Origin of the sequence: Imperialibacter sp. EC-SDR9 (assembly GCF_902498805.1) — a bacterium.
Lineage (GTDB): Bacteria > Bacteroidota > Bacteroidia > Cytophagales > Cyclobacteriaceae > Imperialibacter.
Map to the genome: position 1 here is coordinate 65,266 of NZ_LR701575.1, position 17,499 is coordinate 82,764.

Consider the following 17,499-nt stretch of genomic DNA (forward strand, 5'->3'; position numbering starts at 1 on the left):
ACAACATGATGTTTCCTCCTTCAAATAACAGTAGTCTACGGGATCGTTTTCCATATCTCATTTCTATGGTGCTGATGTTGATTATGCATCTGCAAAATGTTCAGGCGCAGGAGCCCGTCAAAACGCCAATCGCTTTTCAGGGTATTGTAGGTGGCGGTATTTCAATATTTAACGTACACGGAATCCCGTCTTCCCCGAACTACAGCTCGGCTGAAGGGTTTGCTGGCGCAAGGGCTACCAAACCAATAGGGAATGTATTTGGTATAATGTCTGGGCTTTCTTTAGGAGTAAAATTTACAAGATCTCCTTATTTTCGGTACTTCACCCCTCCCAACGGTGGGTTGTACACACGAGAGCCTGGCGCAAACAGGACTCTTGATCAGTCTACCAGCGATAAAAACGGTTATTATTTAAGCATTCCTCTCGCATTGACAGCCAATGTTTATAGGTCATTGAGCGTGTATGGAGGCGTCAGTGGTAGGTTTTGGTGGCACAGAAGCCATGATGAGCCTACGCTGGATGTGCTAAGTGGGCGTGAAGAGCTGGGAATCTTGTTTGGTGCTACATACAAACTAATAAAACGCTTGAACATTGGGCTCGAAGGCTATAGCGGGCTAAGAAATATCTACAACAGTTCATATACTCAACCCGGCACATCAAAAATAGTCCATACAAGTGTCACCAACCAGTATGCAATGATTAGCTTGGGATATTCGCTAAAATAAAAAAGGCAAGCACTTCGCTCACCTTCTTCGTTATTTTGAGTTTTTGCCCTTTAAAACCCTCCGACCTTCAGCGTCAGGAAGTAGTTGATGCCATTGAAGTCTTTCTCCGTCGTTTCGGCAAGATCAAGGTCTTGAGTGAAGCGCTTGGAAACCCCAAGATCAAGCCTGAAATTCCTGGCGATGTTTACTTCCAGGTCAACACCTGGTTCTACATACCAGAAAACATCATTGTCCTGAGAGATGTTAGGGCCTCTGTTGGTGCCACCATAGTCCTCCCAGTCGAGCACATAGCCCAGCCAGCCAGCACCCGCCGAAACTGGGAAAGTAATGTGCACGACCTGATTACTAAAGAAAATCGGCTCAAGGAAAAAACCACCATAGCCGCCGACAGCTACTACAGTATTTTGGGGATCGATATCGTCAAATTTTGCCGTTGGCACAATGCCATGACCTTCAAACCCGATGCCCAGCGACCGGTTGACAATCCAGCCACCCCTTACGCCGCCGAGCACCATGGGCTGTCCACGGAATTCGGTCGCACGGAAAGAAAGGGCACCAAAGCCACCGCTGTGGTTCAAGCTGCCAGAAAGTGTTTTGATATCACTTTTCCGGCGTGACCTCGATTTAACATAGTATTGCCTTTCCGGCTCATTGCGGTCGTCACGATCCGACGGCAGTGTTTCGTAATACTTAATGGTTCTGTTGCTGTCAGATTTCTCTTCAGGTTGGGTGGCAGGGATGGTGTCGGCTTTGACTGTCGTATCCGCCTTGTAAGTAATGGTTTGTGCATGGGTCACCGTACCAAAGACTGCCGAAAGTGAAAGCAAGCTTAAAAAAAGGATCAGTTTCATTTATTACAAGTTAAATTCTGAAGCAAGGACGAGACTTGGTGAAAGAGGTTTCCATCTTCGCTGAAAAATCTGTTTGATTTTTTTCGCCGATTACAATTCTAGTTCTTTTCAACTCTTGAAACCATTGCTATTTGTTGAAAATCATGCAAAGGCGCAGCCTGATAAATCAGGTCGCAAAGGCATAGTGCCCTCCTTTGCGGTTTTTGCGACTTTGCGTGAATCCCACCCTCTAAATTAAACTCACCTTTCCTTTCGCAAAATCCACTCATTTCTGACTGTAATCATTAATTTTGCCAGCTAATTGAAAAACCACTGGTAATGGCTGAGTACAACTTCAGAGAGATTGAGCAGAAATGGCAGAAAAACTGGAAAGAGAAACAGGTATTCAAAACCGGCTCCGACACGTCCAAACCTAAGTTCTATGCGCTCGACATGTTCCCCTATCCGTCTGGCGCCGGGCTGCACGTCGGTCACCCGCTGGGTTACATCGCTTCCGACATTGTGAGCCGCTACAAAAGAATGCAGGGATTCAACGTGCTTCACCCGATGGGTTTCGACTCTTTCGGCTTGCCTGCTGAGCAATACGCCATTCAAACGGGGCAGCATCCAGCCATTACTACCGACACCAATATCAAACGATACAAGGAGCAACTGGAAAATATCGGTTTCTCCTATGACTGGGAAAGAGAAGTGCGCACCAGTGATCCATCGTTCTACAAGTGGACGCAATGGATCTTCAAACAGTTATTCAATAGTTGGTACAACAGAGACACCGACAAAGCGGAACCCATTGCTGGGCTGATTGCTAAATTTGAAACTGAAGGCAATGGCAAGGTAAACGCTGTTTGCGATGATGATACAGCGCTATTTACGGCTACAGACTGGAAAGCCATGTCGGAAGCCGACCAGCAAAGAACACTGCTGAAATACAGGCTAACGTACATCAACGAAACCACCGTAAACTGGTGCCCTGCTTTGGGTACTGTACTTTCCAACGACGAAGTGAAAGACGGCTTCTCCGAAAGAGGGGGTCATCCGGTGATCAAAAAGAAGATGCCGCAGTGGAGTATGCGCATCACGGCCTATGCCGACCGTTTGCTGGAAGGCCTGGACCGCATCGACTGGCCAGAGCCTATCAAAGAAATGCAGCGCAACTGGATTGGCAAGTCCATTGGCGCTGAGGTTGACTTCAAAATCGAAAACTCAGAAAAGAGCATACGGGTATTCACCACCCGAATAGATACTATCTACGGAGTCACCTTTATGGTGCTGGCACCAGAGGCAGACATTGTAAAAGAACTGACCACTACGGAGCAAAAAGCCGAAGTGGAGCAATACGTGGAAGTGGCGAAAAACCGTTCGGAACGAGACCGGATGAGCGATGTGAAGACTGTTTCAGGCGTTTTCACGGGTTCTTATGTGATCAATCCTTTCTCGGGCGAAAGAGTGCCTATCTATATCGCCGACTACGTACTGGCCGGCTATGGTACGGGTGCCGTAATGGCCGTGCCGAGTGGCGACCAGCGTGACTTCAACTTTGCGAAGCATTTCGGCTTGCCGATTACACAAATCATCGACGAGCAAAAAATCACAGATACCGAAGCCGACCCTACCAAACAGGGCAAAATGGTCAATTCGGGGATGCTGAACGGATTAACTCCGCTGGAAGCGATTGAGAAGGCCGGTCAATACGTGGAAGAAAAGGGCATTGGCGTTCGTAAAGTGAATTTCAGGATGCGTGATGCCATTTTTGGTCGTCAGCGCTACTGGGGTGAGCCTTTGCCGGTATATTTCAAGGATGGAATCCCCTACCTGCTGGAAGATAACGAATTGCCGTTGGAGCTTCCTGATGTCGATAAATTCCTTCCTACCGAAGATGGCGAACCACCTCTTGGCAGGGCGAAAGACTTTAAAACTCAGGAAGGCCATCCTTACGAGCTGACTACCATGCCTGGCTGGGCTGGATCAAGCTGGTATTTCTTCCGCTACATGGACCCAAGCAACGAAAAGGAGTTCTGCAGCAAAGAAGCTCAGGAGTATTGGCAATCGGTCGATTTGTACATTGGCGGCTCCGAGCATGCCACCGGGCACTTACTGTATTCCCGGTTCTGGACCAAGTTCCTTTACGACCTTGGATTGGTAACGGTAGACGAATATGCGACCAAGCTGGTGAATCAGGGAATGATTCAGGGACGATCGAACTTCGTTTACCGGGTGAAGGGTGAAAACAAGTTTGTATCGCACGGGTTGAAAGGCCAGTACGACACGGTGGACTTGCATGTAGATGTCAACATCGTCACCAATGACGTGCTTGATATCGAAGCCTACAAGAAATTTAACAAGGATGCTGCCACAGCGGAGTTTGTACTCGAAGGTGGAAAGTATATTTGCGGCTGGGAAGTCGAAAAGATGTCTAAGTCGAAGTACAATGTGGTCAATCCAGACGATATGATTGAAAAATACGGCGCTGACACCCTGCGCCTGTACGAGATGTTCCTTGGGCCGCTGGAGCAATTCAAACCCTGGAACACCCACGGCATCGACGGCGTTTTCAAATTCCTTCGCAAGACCTGGAGGCTGTTCCACGATGATAAAGGTGAATTGAGCGTTTCTTCTGAAAAACCAACAGCTGACGAACTGAAAGTACTTCACAAAACCATCAAAAAGATGGCGGATGATGTGGACAAGCTATCGTTCAACACCAGCGTGAGCAGCTTCATGATTTGTGTGAATGAGCTCACTGACCTGAAATGCAACAAAAAGGAGATTCTAGGGCCATTGACCCAGATTATTGCGCCTTATGCTCCTCACATCGCCGAAGAACTTTGGGAGAAGTTGGGTAATACCGAGAGTATCACTTATTCGAAGTTCCCTGAGTTCAATCCTGAATTCGTCAAAGAGGATGCCTTCGAATACCCGATCAGTATCAACGGAAAGATGAGGCACAAAATGAGCTTCTCTGCCGATGCATCGCCTGCTGAGGTAGAAAAAGCCGTGCTGGCCGACGAAAATGTGCAGAAATGGATCGAGGGAAAGGCACCGAAGAAGGTGATTGTGGTGCCGAAGAGGATTGTGAATATTGTCCTTTAAAGAAAGCCAGGTAAAAAAAGAATGGGAGAGTAAACTGAATTTACTCTCCCACTCTCCTGCTACTAGCTCTCCACTTTGTTTTATTTCGGCATCAACCGGATAATCTGCCCCGGCCCTTCAGTGGAAATGTAAAGATAGCCATCAGGCCCCTGAGCTACGTCACGGATACGGCCCACACCATTCAACAGACGCTCTTCTTTCAACACCTTGCCGTCTTTTACTTCAAGCCTGGCAAGCGTTTGTCCGGCTAAGGCACCAACAAACAGGTTGCCTTTCCATTCAGGATATTTGTCGCTGGTTACGAAGTCCATTCCACAAGGAGCAATAGATGGCACCCAGTAGTGGATAGGCTGCTCCATGCCTTCCTTTACCTTGTCGTTGCTGATGATGCTGCCATCATAGTCGATGCCGTAAGTGATTCTTGGCCAGCCGTAGTTTTTTGCTTTGCGAACGATGTTTACTTCGTCACCACCTCTCGGGCCATGCTCGTGCTCAAACAGTTCGCCTGTGGTCGGGTGAAATTTCAGTCCCTGAGGGTTCCTGTGTCCATAGCTCCAAATGGTAGTTTTGGCATCAGGTATCCGCACATAGGGGTTATCTTCCGGCACTCTGCCATCATCAAAAATTCTGTGGATCTTGCCACAATCATTCGTCAGGGTTTGGGCATTTTCCATCTCTCCTCTCTCTCCTACTGAAAAGAAAAGATAACCATCTTTGTCAAACGCCATCCGTGCGCCAAAATGCTGTCCTTTCTCCGTCAAAGGGCCAGCCTTAAATATTGTCTCCTGACTTGTCAGTTCGTTGCCTGAAAGCTTCCCTCTAATGATGACGGTGTTGGCTCCGCCTTCACCTGGCCCGGCGTAGCTGATGTATATCCATCCCGTATTTGCATAGTTAGGGTGAAGTTCTACATCAAACAGACCACCCTGGCCTTTAGTAGACACAGCAGGAATGCCTTTGATTTCGGTTTTCTCTTTGCTGCCTTTGGCGATCTTCCAAAGCTTGCCCGGCTTATCGGCCACCAGCATATCACCGTTGGGCAGCCAGGCCATCGACCAGGCACTTTCAAAGCCTTTGGCAAATACTTCTGTTTCAAAGGCAAAAGGTGCTTCAACATTCGTGATGGTGTCGTCACTCAACCTGCGGCTGAAGCCAGTGACGATGAGTAATGTTGCCAGGAAGGCAAGCGCATAGATATTTTTCTTCTTCATAATTTAATAAAGGTCTTGCAGTTTAACAGGGATTAGCACTTAATTGTTACGTTTCAGAAGTCAGGAGGCCTGGTGATAGTTAAAAAAATCTCTTGACCAATCATTGAGCCAGCTCTTCCTAAGAAATGAAAGCTTTTGTAAAAATAGGACAATTCTGACTGAGATTGGTCTGCTTTGGATAATTTTACATTTTATGACAATTTTAAATGAGTTACAGACTTCGCTTTGAGAAGTAAATGACTGTCATGATTCTTACCAAAAGCCAACCTATGCAACGTTCCATTTGGAAGTACACCCAGCTAGTATTCTTAGCCCTTCTTTTTGCTTGTCAGCCCAGCGACCAGCCGTCAAATGTTGACGTTAATGCCTCCTACAGCCCCAACGAAGACCTGGGAGTGCTTTTTCACGACGTGCAAATGGCTCAAATTTTTTCTGACTCAAAAACTTTTGTCGACAGCGACCCTTTGAGACCTGCTGCTGAGATCGTGGCTGAGTACATGGAGAAAAAAGATCAACCAGGCTTTAGTCTTGGGGAGTTTGTAAGTGCCAATTTCAGAAAGCCGATGGCCAAGGGTGCTGATTATGTGCCTGACACAACGAAAAGCTTTACAGAGATACTCACAGAGAAATGGGACTATCTCACCCGGTCTCCGGATGAAAAGAGTTACAGTTCATTAATTCCTCTGCCCTACAAATATGTGGTGCCAGGCGGGCGTTTCGGTGAGATTTACTATTGGGACAGCTACTTCACAATGCTCGGCCTACAGGTGTCTGGTCGTGAAGACCTGATGGAGAACATGCTGGACAACTTTGCCTACCTGATCGACTCCATCGGTTTTATCCCCAACGGCAACCGCACTTACTTTCTCAGCCGCTCGCAGCCGCCCTTCTTTGCAGCTATGGTCAACCTGCTGGCTGACTCAAAAGGTGACTCATCCGTAGTGAAATACCTGCCGGCGCTTGAAAAAGAATATGCCTTTTGGATGGATGGCAGAGAGACCCTGAACCAGGGCAACCCGGCCTACCGTAGAGTGGTGATGGTAGACAATGGCTTGATCATGAACCGCTATTTCGATGACAGGCCAGAGCCCAGGCCGGAATCGTACCGGGAAGACGTAGAGCTTGCGGAAGGGCTTAGCGAAAATCAGAAAGTGGAGCTTTACACCAACTTGCGGGCAGCCTGCGAGTCAGGCTGGGATTTTAGTACCCGCTGGTTTGCTATTGCCGGTGATTTCAAAACGATCGTTACCACGGAAATCCTGCCGGTTGACCTCAACAGTCTCATGTACAACCTGGAATCAACCATTTCCAGACTGAAGGCCTTTGGTGGCGACGATGATGGAGCACAACAGTTTGATCAACTGGCCAGCGATCGAAAGTCGCTCATCCTCCAGTACTTCTGGAGTGACGAAAAAAACTATTTTGTTGACTACCACTGGCCATCTGCGGCGCAAAGAAACTTCATCACTCCCGCCGGCATGTACCCTCTTTATTTCGGACTGGCAGATGAAAGCCAGGCTCAAAAGGTAGAGGGCGCCGTGAGACGTAATCTACTGAAGCCAGGCGGCATTACCACGACGAACATTATCTCGGGTCAGCAGTGGGACGCTCCGAATGGCTGGGCTCCTTTGCAATGGATGACCATCTACGGGTTCCGCAGGTATGGCAACGACCTGCTGGCTGACCAGATAAGCGAAAGGTGGCTTACATTGAACTCCCGTGTATTTGATAAGACAGGGAAGATGATGGAAAAATACAACGTGCTTGACCTGAGCCTCGATGCAGGAGGCGGAGAATACCCTACACAGGACGGCTTCGGCTGGAGCAATGGCGTTGTGTTGCGCCTGCTGCACGACGAAAGAATCGACAACAACAGGTGAGCTTTTTAATATCCTTTTTAGTTTTGCCGTCAAAGCATTAACCCTACATAGCATGAAGAATATAGCAGTGATTGGATCTGGCACCATGGGCAACGGCATCGCTCATGTTTTTGCATTGAAAGGTTTTAAAGTGGCTCTTGTCGACGTGTCGGCGGCGGCGCTTGAGAAAGCAAAGGCTACAATATCAAAGAATCTAGACCGCCAGGTAAGCAAGGAGCTGATCAGCGAATCAGACAAGGAAACAGCCCTCTCCAACATCACCACCTTCACAGAAACTGCCAAGGGTGTTGCGCAGGCTGACCTTGTGGTGGAAGCTGCGACAGAGAAAATGGACATCAAGCTGGAGATTTTCCGTAAACTGGATCAACTGACTCCAGCGGGCTGCATACTTGCCTCCAACACCTCTTCTATTTCCATCACTAAAATTGCTTCAGTCACTTCAAGACCGGATAAAGTGATAGGTATGCATTTCATGAACCCGGTGCCTGTAATGAAACTGGTAGAGGTGATCCGTGGCTATGCCACCAGCGATGCAGTGACGAAGCAAGTGTTGGAGCTTTCCCGAACCCTCGACAAGATACCAACCGAGGTAAACGACTACCCTGGCTTTGTGGCGAACCGCATCCTGATGCCCATGATCAACGAGGCCATTTATTCGTTGTACGAAGGCGTGGCTGGCGTCGAAGAGATCGACACTGTGATGAAGCTGGGTATGGCACATCCAATGGGCCCCTTGCAACTGGCTGACTTCATTGGATTGGATGTGTGTCTTTCTATCCTTAAAGTAATGTATGACGGCTTAGGCAACCAGAAATATGCCCCCTGCCCTTTGTTGGTCAATATGGTGACAGCGGGTAAGCTGGGAGCTAAAGCTGGCGAAGGTTTTTATCAGTATACTGCCGGGTCGAAGGAAGTAATTTTATCTAACCGCTTTAGAAAATAGTTTTCTTATCGAAGCTAAAATACCGTATCTTCCCTTTCAAGAGGCAGCCATCGTTTAATAGAAAAGTATACTCTTGATTCAAGCAATATTTAAGCAAGTACTGCTAGTTACCTTTTTTATTGTTTGCGCCTGCATTAATGTCAAAGCGCAACACAAGGGATACATTGTTATTCAGGACTCTCTCTATTCCTCGGGGAGAATTCGGTTCAATCAATCTACTCCTGATTCAGTATATTTTTTCTTATCAAAAAAGCATCCTCCCAAGGCTTATGGTGCTGATATGGTAACCGAGTTTGGATTTAGTGACAGCACACAGTTTATCAGCAGAAGGGTTGAATTAAATGGACTCAATTCTAATGTTTTTCTCCAAACATTAGTGAGTGGGCGAGCAACATTATACGAAGTTAGCCGGTTTTTCTTTTGGCACGATGAAAATGGCTTAGTACCCATTGGACATTCTAACTATTCAACATTCATTGAGGAAAAGTCAACGTTTTGTTCAATGTCAAACGTTAGCCTCGCCCATCTTGTGAAATACAACCGAAACTCTCTGTCAAATTTTACAAGAAATTATAATCGAAGTGATTGCCAGGAGGTTCAGTTTTTCAATTATGGAATCTCATTTTCAGCAACCTCCTCCACGCTTTTCTTTGGGGATCAATCTTACAAGGAAAATGCCTTCGGAAGATATTCTCTTTCAACAAGTTCATTTTCAGTGGGTCTATTTAGTGAAATCCCTTTTTGGAAAACCAGGCGAATGAGCGTTGTCACCCATTTAAACGCCTCTAATCAGTCATTTGTAAAGGAACTAAAATCTAATTCGATAAATCAGGATGTGAAAATTACTCTTGCAGCACTTGATTTATCCATAACTCCAAAATTTGCCATCCTTAAGGCGAAAAGAGTTAGCCCATACGTCTTCGCTGGCCCTTCTTTATGGTACAATTTTAAGTCGAAGTCTGAGCTATTTCAAGCCGACATCGGTAACAACACTATTTCATTTAAAAGTCAAAATGATTTAATAAACTTCAATAACCCATTGATCGGATTTAAGTGGGGAATAGGCTCACAATTATACTTAGCCAAAAAACGTTTTATTTTTGTTGAGTTAGGCACCCTTCATGTCAGCGATCAAGACAAGAAAATTAGCAACTTCTCATTTAGCGTAAAAACAAACCTATGAGATCCCTAGGCCAAATTTTGTTCTTAGGTGTCGCTGTGTTAGTGATTATCAGTTCGTGTGCGGAAAACCAGGATATCCCACTTCCAAAAGACTATCCGATACTGATCACAAACGAGGCTATCAACGTAGATAGTACCGGGGTAACAATATCCGCCAGGTTAATTCCTGGGAATTCAAGCGAAATCATTGCGTTTGGCTTTCGCTGGTTCAGTGCTCATGAAACATTTGACTATCAGATCACGCCATTATCAGACGATATGATGACCTTAAGAATAGAAGGCGGCTTATCTGTCGACACAAGTTATTCTTTTTCAGCCTATGTCAAGACCCCTCAATATGAAATCGTTTCTGAACACAAATCATTTACCAGCGCCGGTAGCCCGAAATTAGAGATTTTTGATTTCCAGCCAAAAATGGTTGATGTGGGTGACACGGTTACAATCTTCGGCAAAGGGTTTTCACCAGGTAAAACAAGTATATTCTTCCAAGGTGTATATGGTCAAATTATACAACTAAGCTTCACTTCCATCAAGTTCATCGTCCCCAAAAGTCAGTATGTAGGGCCAACTACTTTCAAAATACTCAGCAGAGGTTCTTCCGCAGCAAGTCCTGAAAAAATCACAGTCAATGGCCATAATATCACTTCGATCTCCCCGATACGGGGAATAATTGGTGAGACAGTAATCAGCCTAACCGGGCATGGCTTTGCTGCGACCCTAGAAGAAAATATCGTCCATGTAGGTAATTCAGGAAGCGCCACAATTTTACAAGCTGATAGTAATTCGATATCCTTCATTATGCCTTATGCAATGACACCAGGCAACGCTCCAGTATCCCTTGAAGTCAATGGCTTGACCTTTACAACAGACGAAACGATTGAGGCCGTTTCCAGATGGGGTAAGCTAAATGATTTTCCTGGTGAACCAAGGACTGGCGGCAACCTGGTTACTACCGAAGATGCTGCGTTTTATATTGGTGGATACGGCTCCGGAACTAACTCGAACTATTTCGAAGAAGTATGGAGATATAACTCTACTAACGACGAGTGGACAAAAATGGCCAACTTCCCGGGCGATACAAGATTGGATGCAACCTCATTTGTAATAAATGGCCTGATCTATCGGACGGCAAGGTCAGGGAATTATCGTGATTATTGGATATATTCGCCAGAGGCTAACGAATGGAAACAGTTTCCTGTCGCCGTCAATCAGTATTTTTCAACCGGCGGCTCAGGAACCTTGGTTGTAGATGATCACGCCTATATTTTAGGTGGAACGGAAAGCAATCGTTATGATATTAAAGTCTACGATATTTCGGTCAATGAGTGGTATCTTAAAATAAACCCTCTTCCCTTCCCATTAGATAGTCGTGATGCCCTTTTCGTGGCCAGCAACAAAGGATATGCAATCCCGTTCACATTTGGCGGTTCGATGCCAAAAATGTACCTATTCGACCCCAATACATCAGACTTTGACACCACCCCTATCACAACAGTCCCTTTTCAGAAGTCCTATCAAACAAACAACCCAATTACATTTGTGGTTAATGGAGATCTTTATCTGGGAGACTATTCTGCCAACAATGAAGTGTTGATGTATCGCTATAGCTTTGCTTCCAACCTGTGGACTAGAATCGAGAATTTTCCTGGCAGGCCAGCTTATAACAAAAGCTCTTTCCAAATCGGCAACAAAGGGTATGTTGGCTTTATTGCGCCGCTGAATCCCATTTTTGGTAGCACTCTGACTGACATATGGATGTATGACATAGAAGTCAAATAATCATGCGCCAGAGGAATTGACAACACCACGTGCGACACTCTTCGCAGCCACCCACGCCCCTGACCAGGCATTCTGGAAATTAAAGCCGCCAGTAATACCGTCAATATCAAGCACTTCACCTGCAAAATAGAGGCCCGGAACAATTCTGCTCTCCATAGTGGCGGGGTTTACTTCATCCAGACTCACGCCTCCACAGGTAACAAATTCTTCCTTGAAGGTTGTTTTGCCATCCATATCGAATGTGCAGCGAATCAGCATCTCGCATAGTCTGTTCTTGTCTTTTTTGGATAGGTCGAGCCAGCGTCTTTCGGGCGTAACCCCTGCTCTTTCAACTATTTTTTCCCACAGGCGACCAGGCAGGCCGTACATTGGATTTCCAAAAACTACCTTTTTGGGGCTTTGCGCTGCATGTGATTCTATCTCACCCCGCAAGGCTTCTTCCTTTTTATCGCCCAACCAGTTCACCAGAAACACTGACTTATAGCCAATTTCTGCCAAATCCCGGGCGCCCCATGCCGAAAGGCGCAATACAGCCGGGCCACTAAAGCCCCAGTGCGTGATCAGCAGCGGGCCTGTTGCCGCCAGCCCACGGCCAGCCACTTTTACTTCTGCAGATGGAACTGACACGCCAGACAATTCTTTAAGTCCGCCTTCCGGCACGTTGAAGGTGAACAACGATGGTACTGGTGCAACTATGGTGTGCCCCAGTGCCTTGACCCAGCTAAACCCATCTTCTTTGGGTTGCCCGCCTATGGTGACCAATACTTTATCAGCCTCAAGAACGATGGTTTCACTTTTCACAAGAAAACTGTTAGGAGCCTTTTCCAGCTCTTTTGCAGCAAAATGAGGAATGAGCTCAACATTGTACTTCTCAGCCTCCTTCAACAGGCAATCAATAACTGTCTGCGACGAATTGGTCACCGGAAACATTCGTCCGTCTGCTTCCACTTTCAATGGTACTCCCCTTTCTTCAAACCACTTCACTGTGTCCCTGGCGTCAAACTGATCGAATACCTTTTTAAGGAAGTTACCACCTCTTGGATAGTGCTTTACAAGCTGTGAGGCATACTGGCAGTCGTGTGTCACATTGCAGCGACCGCCGCCCGACACTTTCACCTTCCCGAGCCACTTACTGGTCTTTTCCACAACTGCGACCTTCAAGCCTGGGTTTTGAACACAGGCGTTCACCGCACCGAAAATTCCCGCCGCCCCTCCTCCTATTACTACCAGATCGTACCTGACCGCCATTTGCAAATTTCCTTGTAAGAAGGCACGAAAATACGGGATTCATTCAAACAGATAAATTAGATTTGTCTTTAGAGATCAAAAAGCACCAATGGCTAAGAAAAAAGCACCAGCAAAAAATAGAAGTACCCGTAAATCGTCTAAAGACTCAGGAAGCAATTCGGGGCTCATACTCGGAATTGTGATGATCCTGGTAATAGGACTGGCATGGTATCTGAAAAATAATGATGGCCTGCCAGACTTTCTTCAGGCCGGGGGCAAGCAAGAACAGACTGTAGAATCCTCTAAAAAACCTTCGAATCAGGTTGAAAAAAAAGAAAGTGGCAAAAAGTCGTCAGCTCAAAAGCCTGTTAAGACGGAGCCTAAAACTGGAAAGTCATCATCTGACAAGCCTGCTGAAGAGGTAGAAATACCCACAGACTACGACCATTACTACTACACCACCTCCTTCGACTTTGCCTGGCCAGCTTACAGCCAGGACGACCTTATCGTGGAGCATGAGGGCTACACCCTGGCCTACGACGAGGACATTGAGCAGCCTAAGTGGGTGGCCTACCGGCTAACAGCCGAAAACATCAGTAAGAATGCGGCCCAAAGAAAGGATAACTTTCGACCAGACAAAGACGTGCGGACTGAGTCTGCAACTTTAGCCGACTATAAAGGGTCTGGGTATGACAGGGGACATCTGGCACCAGCCGCCGATTTTAGCTGGTCGCAGTCGGCTATGGATGGCACTTTCTTTCTGAGCAACATGAGTCCTCAGGATCCCTCGTTCAATCGGGGAATTTGGAAACAGTTGGAGGAAAAGGTCAGGGATTGGGGAAAGAGAGACAAAGAGCTTTTTGTGGTGGTAGGCCCAATCGTAGAAGGTGGTGCCAAGAAAATAGGAAAGAATAAAGTGGCTGTTCCTCAAAAGTTTTACAAAATTGTGCTGGACATTTCTGAACCCGAGCTGAAGGCAATTGGTTTTGTGATGGAGAATAAGGCCTCAACCCTTGGAATAATGGAATATACCGTGACTATTGACTCCATCGAAAAGATCACAGGGCTGGATTTCTTTCCAATGATTCCCGATGAATTAGAAAAGAAATTGGAGAGCACAATTAATAAAAACCTCTGGAAATGAGAAGTTGGACAATGAAAAGCATGGTATTCTGCCTATTGATCATCTCATCGTATGGTGGGTGGGCTCAAACTGGTCAGGGCCGTGCCAAAGCATTGCTCGAAGAGGCCAAAGGGTATATGGCCAAAGAAGATTATCGGGCTGCTGACAAAAAATTCCGCCAGATTCTCTCTCTCAACGAAGTAGTACCTACCGAGGCGTTGTACTTTTTCGCTTTCACGCTGGAAAAAAACCACCAACTTCAAAGCAGCCGCAATTTCCTTAATAAGTACACAGACCTTACGGGCAAGTCTGGCGAGTATTTCAACGAAGCCAAAATGCTGCAAAACCGGCTTGACGTGCTGGCAAGGGAGATAGAGGCCTGTGAATATTGTGATAACGATGGCTTCAGGTTGATCACATGTAGCCAGTGCGATGGCTCGGGGCACATCGATGACAAGTGCCCGCTATGTCATGGATTCGGAGAGATAACGTGCCACAAATGCCTTGGCGAAGGCGTTCAGATTTCCAAAAACCAGTTTGGAGAAAATGTATATAAAACATGTGATGTTTGCACTGGAAAAGGCAAAGAAACCTGCACACAATGTCGGGGTGAAAAGCATGTGGTGCAGGACTGCCCCCGTTGTAACGGGCTGGGAAGAAGTGGATCGGACGTGCTCTGCAATCACAAAGAGCACTTCATTATCCCCTCAATGACCCAAATAAAAAATTAAGGCCTGTTATTTACAGTATTGGGAAAGAGCTTCATCTGCGTCCTTCGCTCCCAGTGATTTTGCCGTTTTAAAATCATTGCAAGCATTGTTCCCTTGCTTAAGATTGACTTTCAAAGCACCTCTGTACAAGTAAGCCTCTCCAAGGTCATTGTTAAGGCTAATGGCATTGTTGTATGCCCCCATCGCCTCTTTCATCATGCCTTGCAGGTGGTAGCTTCGCCCCAGCAGGAAATAAGCCTGTGAATTGGAGCCGTCAATTTCAACAGCTTTTCCAAAATTGAAAGCCGCATTGTCATACTGGCCGTCTCTGTAATAGTACTGACCAATGCTCAAAAGTGCCGGCACATTCTTGCCGTCAAGTTCAAGGGTTCTTCTGAAGGACTCCAGAGCCTTATCGTACTGCCCCAGTTCCTCATAAGATCGCCCCTTGTTGTATACAGACTTTACATGCGTCGGATTGAGTGACAGATACTGGTCGTAGGCCTCAATGGCCTCCTTGTACTGCCCCTTTTCATAAAGCAGATCGCCCTTCACCACAGCCTCGTCTTTGCACGAAACCAAACACACCATCACTATTAAAAATCCCTTGAGGAAATTTCTATTCAAACTCATCTGACAACTTTGAGATAATAAAATTGGTCGCACCCAACCAAAATGAAGGTGCAAATAAAGTGAAAATAATTAAGTAGGCAGAATTGATTGTATATTACACTGCAACGTCGTTCTCACGTAAAGCGCTATTCAGCGACGTCTTTTTATCTGTGCTTTCTTTTCTCTTTCCTATGATCAACGCACAGGGCACCTGGAACGTACCTGCCGGAAACTTCTTGGGAATTGTGCCCGGTATCACCACCGAGCGCTCGGGCACATAACCCTTATACTCCACTGGCTCACTACCCGAAACGTCTATAATTTTAGAGCTGCCCGTCAACACAACATTGGCACCAAGCACAGCTTCTTTGCCAATCCTGATGCCCTCTACAATGATGCAACGTGAACCAATAAATGCATTGTCTTCCACGATAACCGGGGCCGCCTGAACGGGCTCAAGTACACCACCGATTCCAACGCCTCCACTCAGGTGAACGTTCTTCCCAATCTGCGCACAGCTTCCCACTGTTGCCCAGGTATCGACCATAGTTCCCTCGTCGACATAGGCTCCGATATTCACATAGCTTGGCATCATCACCACGCCTGCACTCAAGTAAGAGCCGTAGCGAGCCACGGCATTTGGCACCACCCTCACTCCCAATTTATCGTAGCCAGTCTTTAGCTTAATCTTGTCGTGATACGAGAATGGCCCCACCTCAATGGCCTGCATTTTCATCAGAGGAAAATAGAGAATGACCGCCTTCTTGATCCACTCGTTCACAACCCAATCGTCCCCCACTTTTTCGGCCACACGACGAATCCCTTTGTCAAGGTCATCGACAATTGTTTTGATGGCAATTGCCGTTTCCTTGTCCTGCAAAGTTGCCCGGTCGTCCCACGCATTCTCTATTAATTCTCTTAATTCCATTCAGTAGAAATTCTATTAAATTATCTTCGGCCAAAGGAATCGGATTTCCTTAGCGCCATGTTAAAAAAACAAATTGTGATTGGTTCGGTATTGAAACCTGTGGATGACATACGTCACTATCACAAGCTTGCCCTATCAATGACGAAAACAAATAAATATGGTTTTAATATCATAGGATTCAATTCGAAAAATCACTCAGCACATCCCGATATTATATTTACCCCTCTCTTTTACTTCAAAAGAATCTCATTTGGGAGACTTTTTGCTCCCGCCAGGTTCTTCCTAAAGTTAGTTAAATTAAAGCCTGAACTAATCATAGTTAATTCATCTGAATTTCTGATTGTTAGTTGTCTATACCAAATAATATTTGGCACCCGGATTGTGTATGATATTCAGGAAAATTACCAACTGAACATCAAATACCTTTCCCCTCTTCCCTCCTTTCTAAAACCTCTTGCAGCCGCATGGGTCAGACTGTCTGAAACAATGAGCGCTCCTTTCATTTCTCATTTTATCCTGGCAGAAAACAGTTACACTGCCCTTCCTTTTATCGGCACCCGGTGGACCGTTCTTCAAAACAAAGCACTGCCCCTTGCAGTCCGCACCGCCCGAAAAGCAAACCTCAACGCTCCCGTATTTCTCGTGACTGGCACGCTGTCTCTCACCTATGGGGTTCGGGAAGCCATCGATGCTTTTATGAAAATTCACGAAACGATTCCCGGAAGCCAACTCCACCTTTGTGGCAAAGTACCCGACAAAAAGTCGATTCGATATATCAGTGAAACGATAGACAATTACCCCTCCATCAAGCTGATTGGAGGCGCTGATGGGGTGCCTTACGAAACTATACAATCTGCCATTGCTCGAGCCGACTTTGGGTTGGTGTTTTATCCCGACAACCCAGCCATCAGCGAATGTTTTCCTACCAAGATTTGGGAGTACATGTCTTATCGGCTGCCGATGATCATTCAAGAAGAAAGGATGTGGACCAACTACTGCCTGGAAAAAAAAGCTGCAGTTATTTTTAAACCCGGGCAAGCTCCGACTGGCGAACCATTGTCCATACTTTATGGCACCTTCTACCCTGCTTCTATCGACTACGGCGACATCTACTGGACAGGTGAGGAACAAAAACTTATCCAGTTGATTAACACCCTTGTGTCGGATCAGTAGCCACCTGTTCAGGTCTGTTTGATCGAGGTGTGAACATCTCCTGCTGTTTTTGTGTTATACCATCG

At 46.4% G+C, this 17,499-nt stretch carries 14 protein-coding genes; 9 read left to right on the forward strand and 5 right to left on the reverse strand.

The window, feature by feature from the left end; all coding sequences use genetic code 11:
* Nucleotides 1–5 precede the first annotated feature (5 nt).
* Entirely contained in the window at nucleotides 6–725 is a 720-nt protein-coding gene (locus GC130_RS03175; RefSeq protein ID WP_151996815.1) for a hypothetical protein, read from the forward strand.
* Nucleotides 726–775: 50 nt separating this feature from the next.
* Here the strand turns inward: GC130_RS03175 and GC130_RS03180 are convergent, their stop codons facing one another.
* On the reverse strand, nucleotides 776–1,576 hold the full coding sequence (locus GC130_RS03180; protein WP_151996816.1) for a hypothetical protein: 801 nt from the start codon (nucleotides 1,574–1,576) through the stop codon (nucleotides 776–778).
* A 318-nt stretch (nucleotides 1,577–1,894) separates the two neighbouring features.
* Between GC130_RS03180 and leuS the strand changes: the two genes are divergently transcribed.
* Nucleotides 1,895–4,666: a leucine--tRNA ligase gene (gene leuS, locus GC130_RS03185; protein ID WP_151996817.1), complete on the forward strand. Its 2,772-nt coding sequence runs from the start codon at nucleotides 1,895–1,897 to the stop codon at nucleotides 4,664–4,666.
* An 80-nt stretch (nucleotides 4,667–4,746) separates the two neighbouring features.
* Here leuS and GC130_RS03190 read toward each other — a convergent pair whose 3' ends face one another.
* Nucleotides 4,747–5,877: a PQQ-dependent sugar dehydrogenase gene (locus GC130_RS03190; protein WP_151996818.1), complete on the reverse strand. Its 1,131-nt coding sequence runs from the start codon at nucleotides 5,875–5,877 to the stop codon at nucleotides 4,747–4,749.
* Nucleotides 5,878–6,146: 269 nt separating this feature from the next.
* Here GC130_RS03190 and treF point away from each other — a divergent pair, with 269 nt between their 5' ends.
* The 4 genes from treF to GC130_RS03210 all read left to right on the forward strand — a co-directional run bounded on the left by treF (nucleotide 6,147) and on the right by GC130_RS03210 (nucleotide 11,661).
* Nucleotides 6,147–7,757 (forward strand): alpha,alpha-trehalase TreF, encoded by a 1,611-nt coding sequence (gene treF / locus GC130_RS03195; RefSeq protein WP_151996819.1) that lies wholly within the window; start codon nucleotides 6,147–6,149, stop codon nucleotides 7,755–7,757.
* Nucleotides 7,758–7,809: 52 nt separating this feature from the next.
* Nucleotides 7,810–8,700 (forward strand): 3-hydroxyacyl-CoA dehydrogenase family protein, encoded by an 891-nt coding sequence (locus GC130_RS03200; protein WP_151996820.1) that lies wholly within the window; start codon nucleotides 7,810–7,812, stop codon nucleotides 8,698–8,700.
* Nucleotides 8,701–8,773: 73 nt separating this feature from the next.
* Nucleotides 8,774–9,883, forward strand: a complete 1,110-nt coding sequence (locus GC130_RS03205) for an outer membrane beta-barrel protein (RefSeq protein WP_151996821.1) — start codon at nucleotides 8,774–8,776, stop codon at nucleotides 9,881–9,883.
* 17 nt (nucleotides 9,884–9,900) lie between these two features.
* Nucleotides 9,901–11,661 (forward strand): IPT/TIG domain-containing protein, encoded by a 1,761-nt coding sequence (locus GC130_RS03210; protein ID WP_193217752.1) that lies wholly within the window; start codon nucleotides 9,901–9,903, stop codon nucleotides 11,659–11,661.
* Here the strand turns inward: GC130_RS03210 and GC130_RS03215 are convergent, their stop codons facing one another.
* Nucleotides 11,662–12,909 carry an NAD(P)/FAD-dependent oxidoreductase gene (locus GC130_RS03215; protein ID WP_151996823.1) on the reverse strand — a complete coding sequence of 416 codons (1,248 nt, stop codon included), beginning with the start codon at nucleotides 12,907–12,909 and terminating at the stop codon, nucleotides 11,662–11,664.
* A gap of 88 nt (nucleotides 12,910–12,997) precedes the next feature.
* On the opposite strand from GC130_RS03215, the gene GC130_RS03220 reads away from it, so the two are divergent.
* Together GC130_RS03220 and GC130_RS03225 are read left to right on the forward strand one after the other, a co-directional pair.
* Nucleotides 12,998–14,032: a DNA/RNA non-specific endonuclease gene (locus GC130_RS03220; RefSeq protein ID WP_151996824.1), complete on the forward strand. Its 1,035-nt coding sequence runs from the start codon at nucleotides 12,998–13,000 to the stop codon at nucleotides 14,030–14,032.
* Nucleotides 14,029–14,742, forward strand: a complete 714-nt coding sequence (locus GC130_RS03225; RefSeq protein WP_151996825.1) for a tol-pal system YbgF family protein — start codon at nucleotides 14,029–14,031, stop codon at nucleotides 14,740–14,742. The genes GC130_RS03220 and GC130_RS03225 overlap by 4 nt, the downstream gene beginning before the upstream one ends.
* A gap of 6 nt (nucleotides 14,743–14,748) precedes the next feature.
* Here GC130_RS03225 and GC130_RS03230 read toward each other — a convergent pair whose 3' ends face one another.
* Together GC130_RS03230 and GC130_RS03235 are read right to left on the reverse strand one after the other, a co-directional pair.
* A complete protein-coding gene (locus GC130_RS03230; protein ID WP_151996826.1) occupies nucleotides 14,749–15,354 on the reverse strand; it encodes a tetratricopeptide repeat protein in 606 nt (201 codons plus the stop codon).
* A gap of 94 nt (nucleotides 15,355–15,448) precedes the next feature.
* On the reverse strand, nucleotides 15,449–16,261 hold the full coding sequence (locus GC130_RS03235) for a 2,3,4,5-tetrahydropyridine-2,6-dicarboxylate N-succinyltransferase (protein ID WP_151996827.1): 813 nt from the start codon (nucleotides 16,259–16,261) through the stop codon (nucleotides 15,449–15,451).
* A 486-nt stretch (nucleotides 16,262–16,747) separates the two neighbouring features.
* Between GC130_RS03235 and GC130_RS28525 the strand changes: the two genes are divergently transcribed.
* The gene (locus tag GC130_RS28525; RefSeq protein WP_193217753.1) at nucleotides 16,748–17,434 is read left to right on the forward strand and encodes a glycosyltransferase; all 687 of its coding nucleotides are present in this window, start codon (nucleotides 16,748–16,750) and stop codon (nucleotides 17,432–17,434) included.
* Nucleotides 17,435–17,499 lie beyond the last annotated feature (65 nt).

Coding starts and splice junctions, on each gene's coding strand:
- GC130_RS03230 (WP_151996826.1), bottom strand. CDS start 15,354: ATGAGTTTGAATAGAAATTTCCTCAAGGGATTTTTAATAGTGATGGTG.
- GC130_RS03215 (WP_151996823.1), bottom strand. CDS start 12,909: ATGGCGGTCAGGTACGATCTGGTAGTAATAGGAGGAGGGGCGGCGGGA.
- treF (WP_151996819.1), top strand. CDS start 6,147: ATGCAACGTTCCATTTGGAAGTACACCCAGCTAGTATTCTTAGCCCTT.
- GC130_RS03200 (WP_151996820.1), top strand. CDS start 7,810: ATGAAGAATATAGCAGTGATTGGATCTGGCACCATGGGCAACGGCATC.
- GC130_RS03175 (WP_151996815.1), top strand. CDS start 6: ATGATGTTTCCTCCTTCAAATAACAGTAGTCTACGGGATCGTTTTCCA.
- GC130_RS03220 (WP_151996824.1), top strand. CDS start 12,998: ATGGCTAAGAAAAAAGCACCAGCAAAAAATAGAAGTACCCGTAAATCG.
- GC130_RS03180 (WP_151996816.1), bottom strand. CDS start 1,576: ATGAAACTGATCCTTTTTTTAAGCTTGCTTTCACTTTCGGCAGTCTTT.
- GC130_RS03235 (WP_151996827.1), bottom strand. CDS start 16,261: ATGGAATTAAGAGAATTAATAGAGAATGCGTGGGACGACCGGGCAACT.
- GC130_RS03225 (WP_151996825.1), top strand. CDS start 14,029: ATGAGAAGTTGGACAATGAAAAGCATGGTATTCTGCCTATTGATCATC.
- GC130_RS03190 (WP_151996818.1), bottom strand. CDS start 5,877: ATGAAGAAGAAAAATATCTATGCGCTTGCCTTCCTGGCAACATTACTC.
- leuS (WP_151996817.1), top strand. CDS start 1,895: ATGGCTGAGTACAACTTCAGAGAGATTGAGCAGAAATGGCAGAAAAAC.
- GC130_RS28525 (WP_193217753.1), top strand. CDS start 16,748: ATGAGCGCTCCTTTCATTTCTCATTTTATCCTGGCAGAAAACAGTTAC.